The sequence below is a fragment of the Arcobacter defluvii genome (assembly GCF_013201725.1).
GTDB classification, from domain to species: domain Bacteria; phylum Campylobacterota; class Campylobacteria; order Campylobacterales; family Arcobacteraceae; genus Aliarcobacter; species Aliarcobacter defluvii.
On the sequence record NZ_CP053835.1, the window covers coordinates 2469624 to 2487482 of the forward strand.

The window sequence follows — 17859 nt, forward strand, 5'->3', positions numbered from 1 at the left end:
TATTATATAATCAAAATTATTCTAAATAAGGTAAATTATTGATAATTGAAAACTATAAACTTTTAAGAAAAATAGATATAGATTACTCTTTTGAATTGTTTTTTGCACAAGAACTTAAAACTGAGCAAAATATCATTATAAAAACTTCAAAAGAATTTTATACAAATGAAGAAATTTTAAAAAAATTACAAAATGAATTGAAAAAATTATCTCTATGTGATTATGAAAGAATATTAAAAGCAAAAAAACTTGAACGATTCAATAATAAATATTTTTTAATATTTGAATATTTTGAAGGAGAAACTCTCAAAAAAATTATCGAAGATAAAAAATTTAAATTAAACTCTTTTATTGATTTAGCTATAAAAATTTCTGAGACAATTTTATATTTACATAAACAAAATATTATTCACACAAATCTTTCATCGCACTCTTTTTTAATAAATAAAAAAAATGAAATAAAACTTTTAAATCTTTGTTATTCAAAATTTAAAAATGAAATTGATTTAAATACATTTCAGTTTGATTTTACAGATGTTTATAAAGCACCTGAACAAACAAATAGAATTAATGCAAAGATTTCAGAAGCAACAGATATTTATTCTTTAGGAATTATTTTTTATGAAATGCTTTCGGGTTCAATTCCATATGATTTAGAAGATTTAACTTCTTTATCTCATAGTATTGTTACAAAAGATTTTCTTTCTCTTTATGAAATTGATTCTTCTATTCCAAAAATTCTTTCAAATATTATAGATAAAATGATAGTTAAAAATCCTTTGGAAAGATATAGTAGTATTTTATCACTATTGATTGATTTAAAGAACATTCAAAATTTACTTAAAGAAAATCAAAATATTGAATTATTTGAAATAGACCAATTTAAAAAGGATTTTTTATTACACAAAAATAAAACTCTATTTGGAAGAGAAAAAGACTTAAATTATTTTACAAATTTATTTAATTCACAAGATGAAAATACACTTTTTATAATAGCAGGGCATTCAGGAGTTGGGAAAACAACTTTTGTAAAAAAAATCTTAGAACTTTCAAATAAAAGTCAAATTTTAGAAGTAAAACTTGATAATTATAAACAAAATACACCTTATAAAATTTTATATTATAAGTTGAGAGAATTAACAAAACAACTTCTAACAAAAGATGAAGAAAAACTCAAAATTTGGAAAGAGAAAATTGATTCAGTTTTAGGAGATGAAGCAAAAGTTCTTTATGAAATGATCCCTGAATTAGAGATAATTTTAGGTAAAAAATTTGATTTAGAAGAATTAAGCCCAAATGATGCAAAAATAAGATTTGATAACTATTTATTTAAATATTTACAACTTTTTGCAACAAAAGAAGAACCTTTAATAATATTTTTAGATGATATGCAATGGAGCGATAATGTAACTATCAATTGGCTAGATGATGCATTATATAAACTCAATAATATTACTATACTACTAACTTATAGAAATAATGAGGTAGATGAAGATTCCAATTTATCAAAATTACTCGAAAAATTCAGAAATAGTGATATAAAAAACTATTTCATAAGTTTGGAACCATTAAAAGTAATAGATATTCAAAATCTAATTAACAGTAATATAAAGATCGAAAACAATAAAGAAATTGCAGAAATTATTTTCAATAAAACATCTGGAAATTCGTTTTTTGTTGTTCAATTTATAAAACAACTACTAAATGAAAATATTTTATATTTTGATTATGAAACTTTTAGGTGGATATGTGATTTTGAGAAGTTATCAAATATTTCTGCAACACAAAATATTCTTGAACTTTTAGAAAATAGAGTAAATCAACTATCTGTTGATGAAAACCAACTTTTAAAAATTGCATCTTGTATTGGTAATAAATTTGAAGAAAATCTATTAAGAGATGTTTTAAATAATCCAAAAAATTTTAAAAATTTATTAAAAAATATTATTACTGAAGAATGGATTGTAAAAGATAATATAAAAAGTGCAAATCAAATATATCATTTTTCTCACGATAGAATACAACAAGTTATTTATTCTTCTATTAAAGAAGAAGAACTAGAAAAATATCATAAAAATATTGCTGAATCTATTTTAAAATTAAATTTACATATAGAAAATAAAGATTCTCTAACTTATGTAAATCATTATAATAAAGCAAAAAATCTTTTTAGAAGTAAAGAAGAAAAAGAGTTTTTAGCAAATTTAAACTATGAAGCTTCATTACTTGCTAGAAAAAATGGCGATTTTTCTATGTCTTTTCATTATATGAAAAATGCTTTTTCTTTATTTCAAAATCTCGAGAATAAAGAAAACTATGTTGAGATATTAAAGAATTATGCAATTTGCGAACATCTAATTTTAAATAAAGAAAATGCTTTAATATATTATAAAAAGGCTATAGAAAATAGTAATTTAAATTTAGAAAAAGCATATATTCATGAATTGATTATAAAATTATATGCTGATTTCTCAGATTTCAATGAAGCTTATAACATAGGAGTAAAAGCATTAGAATTGTTTAATGTAAAAATTCCTAAAAAATTCAATAATTTTATTTTTGCAAAAAATTTATTATATTTAAAATATAAATTAAGAAATAAAAACCCTGAAGAATTACTAAATCTACCAACAGCAAAAAATGAGCAAATAATTATATCAATAAAACTTCTATCAGCAGTTTTAAAAAATGCCTACCAAATTGACCCGAAACTTTGCGTTTTAACATCAATGGAGTTAGTAAAATTATGTTTAGAGCATGGTGATACAAAAGATGCAGTAATTGGTTTTATGGTATTTGGAGTTATTTTCCAAGGTGCAATTTTAAATAATCATAAATTGGGATATAAATACGCATTACTTTCAATGAAAATGATAGAAAAATATAACAATAAAATTTTATTTCCAGAAGTAAATTTTGTTTGTGGATATTTTGGTTTATCGTGGATATTACCAACAGAAGTAACTGAACAAAAATGGTTTGAATCATACAATAATGGATTAATGATTGGAGATTTATTTCATAGTGGTTGTGCAGCAGCTGGAATAATTGAAAGTATGTTTTTAAGAGGAGTAAACTTTCAAACTATTCTTTCTCAAATAGATATATTTGAGAAAAACTTAGAAAGAATTAATGCAAAAGAACAAATAGGTGCAATACTTAGTGTAAAACAAGCAATAAAAAATCTTCAAGGTAAAACAACGACAGAAAAAAGTTTTAATGATAATAATTTTAAAGAGAACCTTTTTGTAAAAAGTTTAGAAAAATATAATTCTTTACATTTTGCCCATTATTACTATATAAATAAGATGATAGTTCTATATTTTCATGAAGATTATAAAGAAGCTTATTCTATATATTTACAAAGTAAAAACTTTTTAAATGATTCAAAAGGTACAATTCATGGAAGTGAGCACTATTTTTATGAATCACTTATTTTAGCCCAACTATATAAAAGTGCAAATAGTTTAAATAAAAAAAGATATTTAAAAATTTTACATAAAAATATTACTCTTTTTGAAAATTATAGTGTAGATTGTCCTGAAAATTTTATTGTTAGAAAAAATATTTTAAAAGCAGAGTTATATAAACTCAAAAATAAATTCACTGAAGCGTCTGAATATTTAGGAAAAGCAATTGAATCAGCTGAAATTTATTCTCAAATACATTTAAAAGCTATAGCAAATAAAATTCTAATAGAGATTTATAAAAGTTCAAATCAATTAAAAATATCAGAACTTTTAAAAAAAGAGATGTATGAATCATTAATAAATTGGGGAATGGATATAAACAAACATTCTAAAGAAGAAAATAAGCATATTTTTGAAAATTCATTTGATTTAAATACACTCATAAATTCATCAGAAGCTATAATAAAAGAACAAAAATTACCTAATCTTTTAAACACTTTATTAAATATTATTTTAGAAAATGCAGGAGCTCAATACGTAATTGTTCTATTAAAAGATGAAAATAAATATTTTGTAGAAGCAACAGCTTCTTATAAATCAAATAGAGTTGAAGTTATGCAAAATATTGAACTTGCAAATTATAAAAATATTGCTAAAAATGTTGTTAATTACGTGATAAGAACTAAAAAACCTTTGATTATAGATGACATAAAAAATGATGCAAATTTTTTACAAGAAGAAGAAACAATAAATAGAGGTGTAAAATCTATTTTATGTTTACCTTTAATTCTTCATAATTCAATTAAAGGAATTATATATTTAGAAAATAACTCTATTTCAGGAATATTTTCCAAAAATAAAATAAATTTATTAAAACATTTAAGTGGACAAATTGCAATTTCAATTGAAAATGCAATTATTTATAATAATTTAGAAAAAAAAGTACAAAAACGTACAAAAGATTTAGATAAAAAAAATGAAGAGTTAGAAAAACAAAATATCCAACTTCAAGAACAAAATAATAAAATTATTGAACTTAATACAAGTATTATAAAAGAGAATGAAAAAAGAAAAAAAGCAGAGAAAAAACTTCAAGAAGTTGTTGAACAACTTGATTTATTAGCTACAACAGATTCATTAACTAATATAAAAAATAGAAGAGTATTTGATATTATTTTAGAACAAGAGTGTGCAAAAATAAATAGATCAAAAGAGTGTTTATCTCTTATCATATGTGATATTGATTATTTTAAACTTTACAATGATTATTATGGACATCTTCAAGGTGATGAATGTTTAAAAGAAGTTGCACAGTGTATTCAATCAAATTTAAAAAGATCAACTGATATTGTTGCAAGATATGGAGGAGAAGAGTTTGGAATAATTATGCCAAATACAAAAAGAGAAGCTGCCTTAAAAATTGCAAATAATATACATGAAGCTATTTATAAACTAAATATTATTCATGAAAAATCACAAATTGATAGTAAAAAAATAACTATTAGTATGGGATTAGCAACAACTAATGATATAGAAGAAATAACACCTAAAAATTTAATAAGATATGCAGATAATAACCTTTATAAAGCAAAAGAAAATGGGAGAAATCAAATTTTATAAGGAGAGAAAATATGATTAAGAATTATTTAGCAGTAGTTGTTTTAAGTTCATCAGTTGCGCTTTTTGCACAAAATCAAGATATAGATCCATTTGCGATAAATAATGGAGAAATTCCAACAAAAAGTGAATATTCAGGAAGTTTGTTTAAATTTAATTACAATTATCCAAAAGAGTATAAAAAACCTGAAAATACTCCATGGAGTAAAGTTTTAAATAACAAACCACTTACTAAAGAAAATGCTTATGATTATATAATGGCTTTAAAAAAATATGTTGAACCATCAATGAAAACATTTATACTTGATCAAAATACATGGAATAACAGTTCTCAAGAAGGTTGGTATAGTATGCTTTGGGCAGGAGAAGATGTATCTTTAACTGGATGGGAAGGGAGAGAATCAATTTATGGAACTTATACAGGACAAATTCAACCAGCATCTGTTTATAAAGATTATGGATTAACTGTTCCAGTAAGAAATTATGCAGCAATTTATTATGATGAAACTGCAGCTTATACTCTTTATAAAGTATTCAAAAATTGTAATAAAAGTAAAAATGAGTGTATTCCCCTAATACAAAATAATGAAGCACAATTTGAAGAAGGTGCAATTATAATAAAAGCTGCTTCTGCTTCTGCAACTCCAGAAGAATGGCCATTACTAGAAGGTGCTGCAAAATGGCAAGTATATAGAAAACCTTTTGATTTAAATGGAACAATAAATGATAAACCAACAGTTGTTACAGATACAAGAGTGACAATTTTTGATATTATTGTTAAAGATTCTATCGCTTCTCCACAAACAGGATGGGTATTTGCTACTTTTGTATATGATAAAAATGCAAAAGGTGAAAATGCTTGGGAAAAAATGGTTCCACTTGGTGCAATGTGGGGAAATGACCCAAAAGTTAATTCAGCAAAAAATCCAAAAGAAGAACTTAAAGAGACTTATATTAATCCAAATGCACCCGAATATGCAAAAGTTACACTAGGTTATGGATTAAGATTATCAGGACCTTTTGATATTGCAGTAAAATATAATGTAAAAGTTGATGATACAACTGTAGAATCGCTAAGAAGTTCATCTTGTCTAAGTTGTCATGGAACTTCAAGTTTTAAATTAAATGATTATAATATGATTACATTTTTTTATCCTGTTAAATCTATTCATAATAATATATGGGATATGTATACTCCAGGAAATATTCAATGGAACGAATGGTTTCAAAATAGATGGGGAAATATACCTCAAAGTCAAAAAAAAGGTGTAATTGCGCTTGATTATAGTACTTTTTTAGAACAAGTATTAATGAATTATGCAGCTAAATATAGTCAAGATAATAAACTAAATAATGCAAAATTCTTTGAAGAATGGAAAAGATATAAAAAAGAATCTAGGAAGCATTAAGAAACCAAATAAAAGGATAAAAACCAACAAAGGATGAGAGGGATAGAGGGATAAAAAAAAAAGCTTTTGCTAAGAGGAACTGTAAAGAAGTTCAAATTAGTAAAAGCTTGGTAAATAAAAAACTCAAGAGCTGGCAGCGGCCTACGTTTCCACCAGGGGACCCGGCAGTATTATCGGCGATGAAGTGCTTGACTTCCAGGTTCGGAATGGGACTGGGTATTTCCACTTCTCTATAGCCACCAGCAAAGTTGAGTGAAAAAAGTAAGAAGAAACATAAAGAAAGATTCAATATGTAAATACTCTTTACACTCAACTCATAAAGGAGTTAAGAAAAAATAATGTTAAAGTCTTTTCACAATATATATTAAATATAAGAAATATATTTAATAAGATAGTAAACCAAAGAATTGTTTAAAATAAGCCAAACGTTCTATTAGTACTGGTCAGCTAAACGCCTTACAACGCTTACACATCCAGCCTATCAACCAGCTAGTCTTGCTGGGAACTTCAGGGAAAGTTAATCTTAGAGTTGGCTTCGAGCTTAGATGCTTTCAGCTCTTATCACATCCGTACGTAGCTACCCAACGATGCTCTTGGCAGAACAATTGGTACACCAGTGGTACGTTCATCCCGGTCCTCTCGTACTAGGGACAAATCTCTTCAACTTTCCTACGCCCACGGAAGATAGGGACCGAACTGTCTCACGACGTTCTGAACCCAGCTCGCGTACCGCTTTAAATGGCGAACAGCCATACCCTTGGGACCTACTTCAGCCCCAGGATGCGATGAGCCGACATCGAGGTGCCAAACCTCCCCGTCGATGTGAGCTCTTGGGGGAGATCAGCCTGTTATCCCCGGCGTACCTTTTATCCTTTGAGCGATGGCCCTTCCACACAGAACCACCGGATCACTATGACCGACTTTCGTCTCTGTTCGACTTGTATGTCTCACAGTCAAGCTAGTTTATGCCATTATACTCAACTGGCGATTTCCATCCGCCATGAACTAACCTTTGTAAGCCTCCGTTACTTTTTAGGAGGCGACCGCCCCAGTCAAACTACCCACCAGACATTGTCCTGATACAAGATAATTGTACGCAGTTAGTAACTCAAATATTCAAGGGTGGTATCTCAAGGATGGCTCCATATGTACTTGCGTCCATATATCATAGCCTCCCACCTATCCTGCACATGAATATCCAAGCTACAGTGTCAAGCTGTAGTAAAGGTGCACGGGGTCTTTCCGTCTTTCCGCGGGTAGGAGGAATTTTCACCTCCACTACAATTTCACTGGATCCCTGGTTGAGACAGCTCCCATCTCGTTACGCCATTCATGCAGGTCGGTATTTAACCGACAAGGAATTTCGCTACCTTAGGACCGTTATAGTTACGGCCGCCGTTTACTCGGGCTTCAATCAAATGCTTCGCTTGCGCTGACATCATCAGTTAACCTTCGAGCACCGGGCAGGCGTCACACCTTATACATCCACTTACGTGTTAGCAAAGTGCTGTGTTTTTGGTAAACAGTCGGGAGGGACTCTTTGTTGCAACCTCTATCGCTTTTTGGAGCAAGTCCATATACAATAGTAGGCACACCTTATACCGAAGATACGGTGCTAGTTTGCAGAGTTCCTTAACCAGGGTTCTTCCACGCGCCTTAGAATACTCATCCCACCCACCTGTGTCGGTTTACGGTACGGGCAACATATAATATACTTAGTGGCTTTTCTTGGCACGACAGTATCATCGATTCTCCATCTCCTCCGAAGAGTGTCAAGAGCCTGTAAGATCTCGGCCTAACGTTACCCGGATTTGCCTAAGTAACAGCCTACGTCCTTCGAGCCACTATTCCATCAGTGACCTCGATTAACTCTATGCGTCCCCACATCGCGCTTATATGTTGGTATTGAAATATTAATCAATTTGCCATCGTCTACCCCTTTCGGACTCGACTTAGGTCCCGACTAACCCTACGATGACGAGCATCGCGTAGGAAACCTTGGGTTTTCGGCGTTGAGGATTCTCACCTCAATTATCGCTACTCATGCCTGCATGCTCACTTCTATCCGCTCCAACGCTCCTTACCGGTACATCTTCTACGCTGAATAGAACGCTCTCCTACCACTCAATTAAAATTGAATCTAAAGCTTCGGTGTACATCTTAGCCCCGTTATATTTTCCGCGCAGAATCACTAGACCAGTGAGCTGTTACGCTTTCTTTAAAGGATGGCTGCTTCTAAGCCAACCTCCTGGTTGTCACAGTAACTCCACATCGTTTTCCACTTAGATGTAACTTAGGGACCTTAGCTGTTAGTCTGGGTTGTTCCCCTCTCGACGATTGATTTTATCACCCACCGCCTGACTCCTGTGATTCCACATATGGTATTCATAGTTTGATAGGGTTTGGTACCGCGGTAAGCAGCCCTAGCCCATTCAGTGCTCTACCCCCATATGCTACAACACAAGGCTATACCTAAATATATTTCGGAGAGAACCAGCTATCACGAAGTTTGATTGGCCTTTCACCCCTATCCACAAGTCATCCGGAGACTTTTCAACGCCTATCGGTTCGGTCCTCCACTGGCTCTTACACCAGCTTCAACCTGCTCATGGATAGATCACTTCGTTTCGGGTCTGCAGCATCTGACTAATTCGCCCTATTAAGACTCGCTTTCGCTACGGCTTCGTACTTGACTTAACCTTGCCAGATACCACAACTCGCAGGCTCATTATGCAAAAGGCAGTCCATCACCCTGATAAATCATAGGGCTCTGAATGATTGTAAGCTAATGGTTTCAGGTTCTATTTCACTCTCCTCGCTGGAGTACTTTTCACCTTTCCCTCACGGTACTTGTTCACTATCGATCTGTAAGTAGTATTTAGGATTGGAGGGTGGTCCCCCCAGTTTCAGTCAAAATATCACGTGTTCCGACCTACTCAGGATACCATTAGAGCTATTGAGAATTTAAATTACAGGAGTTTCACCTTCTATGCTACACTTTTCCAAGTATTTCATCTATCCTCTTTAGTCTCACATTATGGTCCTACAACCCCCAATGCAAGCATTGGGTTTGTCCTAATCCGCTTTCGCTCGCCGCTACTGACGGAATCTCGTTTGATTTCTCTTCCTCTGGCTACTGAGATGTTTCACTTCACCAGGTTAGCTCCCCGTAGGGTAATATATATCTCTATATACTGGGTTGCCCCATTCAGAAATCCCCGGATCAAAGCTCTTTGGCAGCTCCCCGAGGCTTATCGCAGCCTAATACGTCTTTCATCGCCTCTTACAGTCTAGGCATCCACCATTAGCCCTTAATAGCTTATTAATAAATAGAGTTAAACTCTATCGCTTTTTGATAATATTCTTTGGCTACTATCTTATTAAACATATTATTTAAAATATATCCAATAAAATAATGTTGTGTTCTATCTAATTTCTTAGATATGAAATTTTTTTTGTTTTAAATTATTTAACATTTCTGTTATCTAATTCTTACGAAAAAATTAAAGACTTTAACATTATATTTTTAAATATCATTTTGATTCGAAAATCAAATATAAATTCAATATCCTTTGAACTTATATTTAACTTCTTTATCACTCTATAAATTAATTATTACGCATTTACTCTTAATAGGTGGTGGAGAATAGCGGGATCGAACCGCTGACCTCCTGCGTGCAAAGCAGGCGCTCTCCCAGCTGAGCTAATTCCCCAACCTAAATTAATCTTTCTAGATTATTTAATGGTGGGCCTATCAGGACTTGAACCTGAGACCTCACGATTATCAGTCGAGCGCTCTAGCCAGCTGAGCTATAGGCCCCTTTTACTACCTATTTAAATAATCTTTATAAACCGAATATAAAAACTCTTTCTTTTTAGTTTTAAGTTAAGAATCGAATCTTAACTTAATTCTCTGAAAGGAGGTGATCCAACCGCAGGTTCTCCTACGGTTACCTTGTTACGACTTCACCCCAGTCGCTGAATCCACTGTGGAAGGTAGCTACTTTAGCATCCCCGCTTCGAATGAGTTCAACTCCCATGGTGTGACGGGCGGTGAGTACAAGACCCGGGAACGTATTCACCGTAGCATAGCTGATCTACGATTACTAGCGATTCCAACTTCATGTAGTCGAGTTGCAGACTACAATCCGAACTGGGAGATATTTTTGAGATTTGCTCCACATCACTGTATTGCTGCTCTTTGTATACCCCATTGTAGCACGTGTGTAGCCCTGGACGTAAGGGCCATGATGACTTGACGTCGTCCTCACCTTCCTCCTACTTGCGTAGGCAGTCTCATTAGAGTTCTCAGCCGAACTGTTAGCAACTAATGACGAGGGTTGCGCTCGTTGCGGGACTTAACCCAACATCTCACGACACGAGCTGACGACAGCCGTGCAGCACCTGTATATAAGTTTCTGCAAGCAGACACCAATCTATCTCTAGAAAGTTCTTACTATGTCAAGTCCAGGTAAGGTTCTTCGTGTATCGTCGAATTAAACCACATGCTCCACCGCTTGTGCGGGTCCCCGTCTATTCCTTTGAGTTTTAATCTTGCGACCGTACTCCCCAGGCGGTACACTTAATGTGTTAACTGCATTACTGCAAGGTCGAGCCTCACAACAACTAGTGTACATCGTTTAGGGCGTGGACTACCAGGGTATCTAATCCTGTTTGCTCCCCACGCTTTCGCGTCTCAGCGTCAATAATGTTCCAGTAGATCGCCTTCGCAATCGGTATTCCTTCTGATCTCTACGGATTTTACCCCTACACCAGAAATTCCATCTACCTCTCCCACATTCTAGGTATACAGTTTCAAAAGCAGTTCAATAGTTAAGCTATTGGATTTCACTTCTGACTTGTATACCCGCCTACACGCTCTTTACGCCCAGTGATTCCGAGTAACGCTTGCACCCTCCGTATTACCGCGGCTGCTGGCACGGAGTTAGCCGGTGCTTATTCATATAGTACCGTCATTATCTTCCTATATAAAAGGAGTTTACGCACCGAAATGTGTCATCCTCCACGCGGCGTTGCTGCATCAGACTTTCGTCCATTGTGCAATATTCCCCACTGCTGCCTCCCGTAGGAGTCTGGACCGTGTCTCAGTTCCAGTGTGACTGATCATCCTCTCAAACCAGTTAGGCGTCATTGCCTTGGTGAGCCATTACCTCACCAACAAGCTGATACCATACAGACCCATCCTCTAGCACTAAAGCGTTTCCCTTGCATACTTATGTATTAAAGGCATATAGGGCATTAGCAGACGTTTCCATCTGTTATTCCTTTCTAGAGGGCAGGTTATCTATACATTACTCACCCGTGCGCCACTTAGCTGACAATTATAGCAAGCTATAATCCGTTCTCGTTCGACTTGCATGTGTTAAGCACGCCGCCAGCGTTCACTCTGAGCCAGGATCAAACTCTCCATAAATTATAGAGCTTTTGAAACTGACAAATTTTATAACTCTTCAATTACAAAATTATCACTCAAATTTTATAGACAAGCATTTGTTTTACCAAATTTCTTGTTTTTATATTTTTATTTAACATTTATTCTTATTTTTAATCTAAATAAACATAGATTTTTATAAGAGTCTCATATTCGGTTTATAAAGATTACTTTACAAACGTTTATAATTATTTTTAAAGATCATTCCCTCTCGATTGAAGCGTATCTCTTCTCACTTTTCGTTTGAAGCGTTCCAGTCAAATTGGACGGGAATTATAATAGATTTTTATTAGCTTGTCAATACCTTAACGCTGAAATGTAGCTTAAATTTTTAAATTTATCCTCTTTTTATCACTTTTACTTCTTTTTACTATCTTTTTATCGCTTTTTCTTGGGTTTTTGTAAATTTATTGATGAAAAGTGATTTGGAAGTATTATATAAAAGGTAAAAAACCTTTTATATTTACGTTTATTTTAATTTGTAGATTATAAATTAGATATAAATGTAGCTAATGCATCAATTTCTGCATCAGTTTTAGAATCAACTTGCCCTTTCATAATATTTTTCATAATTCCACCATAAGTTCCATCTTTATACCCATGTAATGCATTTATTATTTTTTCTTTATCCCAGCCAGCAATAATTTGAGATTTACCTAAAGCTTCTTTTTCAGCTTTTTGACCATGGCATGAAGCACATGCTTTAAATAATAATTCTCCTTTTGGACCATCATGAACTACTTCTTCATTAGATATTGCTGTTTCTGCATTTGATACAGATTCTTTAATTTCATTTTTTGTATCTGTTATTACATTTTTTACATCATTAACTTTTTCATCAGTTATTGCTACAGTATTATTTAATGTCTCTTTTATCTCTGCTGTTCCAGCTGAAACAATATTTTTTGCAGTTTCAACAGCTTCTGTCGTAGTTTCATTCACTGTATTTGCACTATTTTCTATAACTTTATTAGTAGTTTCTACAACTGTATTTGAAACTTCATTTGCTGCTGTTGAAACTGTTTGTGCTACATCTTTAAGAGCTTCATTTACTACCTCTTTAGTTGGTGCTTCTTGTTTAGTAGTAACTTCAGCTGTAGTAGTTTCTTGAGAAGTACTTTTTTTTTCTTCTCCACATCCTGCTAATAATAGCACAGTTACAGCTGAACCTAATAAAATTTTATTCATTTTAAAATCCTTATCAATATAATTTTCTTTAATCGTTAAAAACAACTTTTTTTATTATAACTAAACTTTTGTATAAAAATTGTGTTACAAACTTTCATATAAAAAAGTAAATTCTTTATCAAAATCAATTTTTACTATTCCACCTTTTTTAAGTTTTCCAAATAATATCTCATCGGTTAAAGGATTTTTTATCTTATCTGAAATAACTCTATTTAATGGTCTTGCGCCCATTGCTTTATCATAACCTAGTGTTGCTAACTCTTTTTTAGCTTTTGCACTAATTTCAATTTTAATTTTTTTATCAACTAATTGTTTTTCTAAATCTTCTATAAATTTACCTGCAACTTTTGCAACGATATCCATACTTAATGAATCAAATGTCACAACTGCATCAAGTCTATTTCTAAACTCTGGTGCAAAGAATTTATTTATTGCTTTATTCTCATTTAGTTTTTCATTTTTTGCAAATCCCATTACATTTGCTTCTGTTGCACCTAGATTTGATGTCATAATTAAAACTACATTTTGAAAATCTGCTTTATTTCCACTATTATCTGTAAGTTCAGCATTATCCATAACTTGAAGTAAAATAGACATCAAATCAGGATGAGCTTTTTCAATCTCATCTAATAATAAAACCGTATGAGGATGTTTTCTAATAGCTTCTGTTAAAAGGCCACCTTGTTCAAATCCAACATAACCAGCTGGTGCGCCAATAAGTCTTGAAACAGTATGAGCTTCCATATATTCACTCATATCAAATCTTTCAAAATGAATACCTAATTGAGTTGATAACTCTTTAGCAACTTCTGTTTTTCCAACTCCAGTTGGTCCACTAAATAAGAAACTTCCAATTGGTTTTTTATCAAGTCCAAGACCTGCTTTATTTCTTTTTATTGATTGAACAATTGTTGTTATTGCTTTATCTTGACCAAAAACTCTTTTTTGCATATTTTTTTCTAAAGATTTTAAAAGAGTTAAATCTGATTTTGTAGCACTTCTTTCAGGTATATGTGCCATTTTTGCTATTGTTGTTTCTACATCTTTTGAAGTAATAGTTATATTAGTTTCAGATTTTGTTTTTAAACTTGTTGATAAACTAATTTTTTTAGAAGCTCCAACCTCATCAATAACATCAATAGCACAATCAGGTAAAAATCTATCTGTAATATATTTTTTACTAAGTTCAACTGCACTTGAAATTGCACTTTTTGAATACTTAACTCCATGATACTCTTCATATTTTGATTTTAAACCTTCTAAAATTAAAATAGAATCTTCAATACTTGGTTCATCAACATCTACTTTTGCAAATCTTCTACTAAGTGCTTTATCTTTTGCAAAATCATTTCTAAATTCACTAAAAGTTGTTGCACCAATACATCTTAATTTTCCATTTGCAAGCATTGGTTTTAAAATATTTGAAGCATCCATAGCACTTCCACCAACACTTCCAGCTCCTACAATTGTATGAATTTCATCTATAAATAAAATTGCATTTTTTATTTTAGATACTTCTTTTAAAAGAGTTTTTAATTTTTTCTCAAAATCTCCTCTATATTTAGTTCCAGCTAACATTGAACCCATATCTAAAGAAAATACTTTTGATTTTAATAAAAACTCTGGAACTTTCTCTTGAGCAATTTGCAAAGCTAATCCTTCTGCAATTGCAGTTTTTCCAACTCCAGGTTCTCCAACTAAAATAGGATTATTTTTCTTTCTTCTACTTAAAATCTCAATTACTCTTGAAACTTCTTTTTCTCTTCCAATAACTGGGTCTATTTCACCTTTTTTTGCTAAGGCAACAAGTTCAGTAGAATTTTTATCTAAAACTTTATTATCATTATCTGTACTATTTTCTGAACTCTCTTCTTCATCATCATTATCTTTATGTGAAATTTCTTCTAGAATATCAACTCTTTGTATTCCTAATTTTTTCAATAAATATGTTGCATAAGAGTTTTCATCTTTTAAAATTGCAACAAACATATCTTCAACATTTGCATTTGTTTTTCCACTACTTTGTGTATGTGAAACCATATATTCAATAGTTGAAGCTAAAGACAATGTTTCCATTGGTTCTTCGTTTATATTTTGTTCAGTTGGAAATCTAGGTGTATTTTCATCAATATATTTTTTTAATTCATCAAAAAGTTTTGATGTATCTACACCTAAATCAATAAAAAGATTTTCTATTGTTTGGTCATGTATTAACATCAAAAAAACGTGTTCAACTGTTAAATATTCATGTTTACTACTTTTTGCATAACCTACAGCTTGTGCAAAAATATTTCTTAATTCTTTACTTATCATTTTTTATTCTTCTTCCATAATAGCTTTTAAAGGAAAGCCTTTTTCTCTAGCCATTGTTTTTACTTGTGCAACTTTTGTTGATGCTATTTCATGAGTATAAGTTCCACATAACTCTTTCCCATTATTGTGAATATTCAACATTATTGTTGAAGCTTCATCTACACTTTTTCTAAATACTTTTACTAATACATCAATTACAAAATCCATTGTAGAAAAATCATCATTTAAAAGATACACATTATATTTTTTTGGCTCTTGTAAATCTAAATCATCATTTAATTCTATTTCTATTTCATTACTCACATCAAACCTTTATTTTGATAAAATTTCTTTTTTATTAAAAAAACGAACTATTATAACAAAAAAGAGAGAATAATGAAAAAAGATGTTAATTATTATTTAAACAAATCTATATTTATAAGTGCTACAAATACTGATGTAGGTAAAACTTATGCCTGTGAAAAATTTTTAAGATTTTTTGCAAATGCTGGTTTAAAAGTTGGTTATTTTAAACCCTGTGAAACAGGAGTAATTGATAAACCACTTGATGGTTCAAAAATGTTTGAACTAACAAAAGAGTTAAATAATGATTTTAAAAATGTTACTTTAAATGATGTTGTTCCATATCAATTCAGACTTCCTGCTGCTCCTTATGTAGCTTCAAAAGATACAATTATTGATATAGAACTTTTAAAAGATAAAAAAAAGTATTTACAATCTTTTTGTGATGTGTTAATAATTGAAGGAGCTGGTGGACTTATGGTTCCAGTAAAAGAAAATATATTTATGATAGATTTAATAAATATATTTCAAAGTGAGGCTTTTTTGATTACTCCTTCAAAATTAGGTTCTATAAATGACACCCTACTTTCAATTGAAGCTTTAAAAAATAGAAATATTGATTTTGAATTTTTTATAAATTTATTTCAAGATATTGATACATTTGATGAAGTTTCAAAACCATTTTTACTTGACTATTTTGGAGAGTTAAATTTTTTACAAAATCTGTAAAAAATAAAAAAATTGGAAAAATTTTCCAATTTTTTTTTAATTTACGATTTTTTTACTCTTAATTTTTACTAGCTTTTTATCAAAATTTGACATTTTTTATACATAAGTTTAAGTTTTCTTTCCCTTATTATAGGCTTTAGAAGCCATTTTTAAATTCTAAACTTAAATTTATTTACTATTTCAAAAGACATAAAAACAATTCATTTTAAATGGTGTATAACTTTCCCGTTGGTTTTATGTATAATAATATTTTTACAAACATGAAACAAAATAGTATAAAAATCAAATAATGAAAGGTAGATAAAAAATGACTTCTGCAATAGATTTATCTAAATTAACAGCAAATGATGATTTAACACCAATTTTAGGTGGATATTGGCCTGGTATTCAAATTTATTACCCACCAATAAAATTTAATCCATTAGATGGAACATATGAAAGTATGGAACAAGCAAAATTAAGATTACAAAAACATGCTTATAAAACAAAAGCTCATACAGTTTTATTTGACTTAGAAGATGGATGTAGACAAAAAGCTATGAGTAGAGAATTATTAATTCAAGAATTACCAAAATTTCCTGAAAGAAACTTTCAAATAGCTGTAAGAATAAATCCTTTTAGAACTGAAGAGTATGAAGAAGATTTAAAAATGTTAAAACAAATTCATAAATATATCGACGTTATTGTTTTAGCAAAAGCAGGAGAAGTTTATGGAAGTGCTGAAATCAGAGATTTATCTTCTTGGTTAATTTCTATTGGAAGTAATTTAACAATTCAACCAATTGTTGAACATCCAAAGTCATTACAAATTGCTGATAGATTAATGGATCATTCTACTGTTAAACATATCGTATTTGGTATTCACGATTTTTCAAAAGCAATGGCTTATAAAATCACACCAAAAGGATGGATTGATGAATTAGAAACTTTCTTTAATATGCTTACAATGGAAGCAAGAATTAAAGGTAAAGGAGTTATTGGTGGAGTTGAAGTTATGCTTACACCACATTCATTACCTGATAATTGTGTTGAGAAAAAAGATATTAGAAGATGGTTAGATTTACATGGTGATGAGGCTTCAAGACATGTTTATTCTCATGCTATTAGAGAAAATGCAATGGGATTAACAGGTAAACAAGTTATTACTCCAAACCATATCAATGTTTGTAAAGTTGCATTTACTCCAAGTCCAAATGAAATTGCAAAAGATGTATCTATCTTAAAAGCTGCAATTGAAGCAGATGCACTTTTAAGTGGTGCTATTAGATATGAAGGTGAAATGTTAGATCCACCAATGTTTGGGAAATCTTTACAAAACATCTTAAGAGCTTATGCGTTAAGAAGTTTATCAAAAGAAGATGAATTATTTGCATTATCTGTATTAAACAAAATGCCAATTCATACATTTAAAGAAAACTGGCCATACGGTCAACTGTAATTTCGTAAGGAGATTTATATT

At 31.0% G+C, this 17859-nt stretch carries 7 protein-coding genes, 2 tRNA genes and 3 rRNA genes; 4 read left to right on the forward strand and 8 right to left on the reverse strand.

All coding sequences use genetic code 11. From position 1 onward, the window contains the following. The first annotated feature begins 38 nt into the window (after nt 1-38). Both ADFLV_RS12350 and ADFLV_RS12355 read left to right on the forward strand, forming a co-directional pair. A complete protein-coding gene (locus ADFLV_RS12350) occupies nt 39-5030 on the forward strand; it encodes a diguanylate cyclase (RefSeq protein WP_129011760.1) in 4992 nt (1663 codons plus the stop codon). Between the two features lie 11 nt (nt 5031-5041). Then, nucleotides 5042-6436, forward strand: coding sequence for a hypothetical protein (locus ADFLV_RS12355; RefSeq protein ID WP_129011759.1), 1395 nt, complete (start codon nt 5042-5044; stop codon nt 6434-6436). A 128-nt stretch (nt 6437-6564) separates the two neighbouring features. On the opposite strand, the gene rrf is transcribed toward ADFLV_RS12355, so the two are convergent. The 8 genes from rrf to ADFLV_RS12395 form a co-directional block, all read right to left on the reverse strand. Further along, nucleotides 6565-6680 (reverse strand): 5S ribosomal RNA (gene rrf / locus ADFLV_RS12360). A 168-nt stretch (nt 6681-6848) separates the two neighbouring features. Further along, nucleotides 6849-9761: ribosomal RNA gene (locus tag ADFLV_RS12365) — 23S ribosomal RNA — on the reverse strand. Nucleotides 9762-10073: 312 nt separating this feature from the next. Continuing rightward, nucleotides 10074-10149: transfer RNA gene (locus ADFLV_RS12370), tRNA-Ala, on the reverse strand. Nucleotides 10150-10179: 30 nt separating this feature from the next. Beyond that, a tRNA-Ile gene (locus ADFLV_RS12375) sits at nt 10180-10256 on the reverse strand. Between the two features lie 96 nt (nt 10257-10352). Next, a 16S ribosomal RNA gene (locus ADFLV_RS12380) occupies nt 10353-11870 on the reverse strand. The 16S, 23S and 5S rRNA genes sit together here with 2 tRNA genes alongside, the layout of an rRNA operon. Nucleotides 11871-12374: 504 nt before the next feature. Next, a complete protein-coding gene (locus ADFLV_RS12385) occupies nt 12375-13076 on the reverse strand; it encodes a c-type cytochrome (protein WP_129011684.1) in 702 nt (233 codons plus the stop codon). A gap of 84 nt (nt 13077-13160) precedes the next feature. Beyond that, nucleotides 13161-15389 carry an ATP-dependent Clp protease ATP-binding subunit ClpA gene (clpA, locus tag ADFLV_RS12390; RefSeq protein WP_129011683.1) on the reverse strand — a complete coding sequence of 743 codons (2229 nt, stop codon included), beginning with the start codon at nt 15387-15389 and terminating at the stop codon, nt 13161-13163. 3 nt (nt 15390-15392) lie between these two features. Next, nucleotides 15393-15692 carry an ATP-dependent Clp protease adaptor ClpS gene (locus ADFLV_RS12395; protein ID WP_014475060.1) on the reverse strand — a complete coding sequence of 100 codons (300 nt, stop codon included), beginning with the start codon at nt 15690-15692 and terminating at the stop codon, nt 15393-15395. A 72-nt stretch (nt 15693-15764) separates the two neighbouring features. Between ADFLV_RS12395 and bioD the strand changes: the two genes are divergently transcribed. After that, entirely contained in the window at nt 15765-16400 is a 636-nt protein-coding gene (gene bioD / locus ADFLV_RS12400; protein WP_129011682.1) for a dethiobiotin synthase, read from the forward strand. A 307-nt stretch (nt 16401-16707) separates the two neighbouring features. Beyond that, a complete protein-coding gene (locus ADFLV_RS12405; protein WP_014475062.1) occupies nt 16708-17838 on the forward strand; it encodes an HpcH/HpaI aldolase/citrate lyase family protein in 1131 nt (376 codons plus the stop codon). Nucleotides 17839-17859 lie beyond the last annotated feature (21 nt).

Coding starts and splice junctions, on each gene's coding strand:
- ADFLV_RS12385 (WP_129011684.1), bottom strand. CDS start 13,076: ATGAATAAAATTTTATTAGGTTCAGCTGTAACTGTGCTATTATTAGCA.
- clpA (WP_129011683.1), bottom strand. CDS start 15,389: ATGATAAGTAAAGAATTAAGAAATATTTTTGCACAAGCTGTAGGTTAT.
- ADFLV_RS12405 (WP_014475062.1), top strand. CDS start 16,708: ATGACTTCTGCAATAGATTTATCTAAATTAACAGCAAATGATGATTTA.
- ADFLV_RS12355 (WP_129011759.1), top strand. CDS start 5,042: ATGATTAAGAATTATTTAGCAGTAGTTGTTTTAAGTTCATCAGTTGCG.
- bioD (WP_129011682.1), top strand. CDS start 15,765: ATGAAAAAAGATGTTAATTATTATTTAAACAAATCTATATTTATAAGT.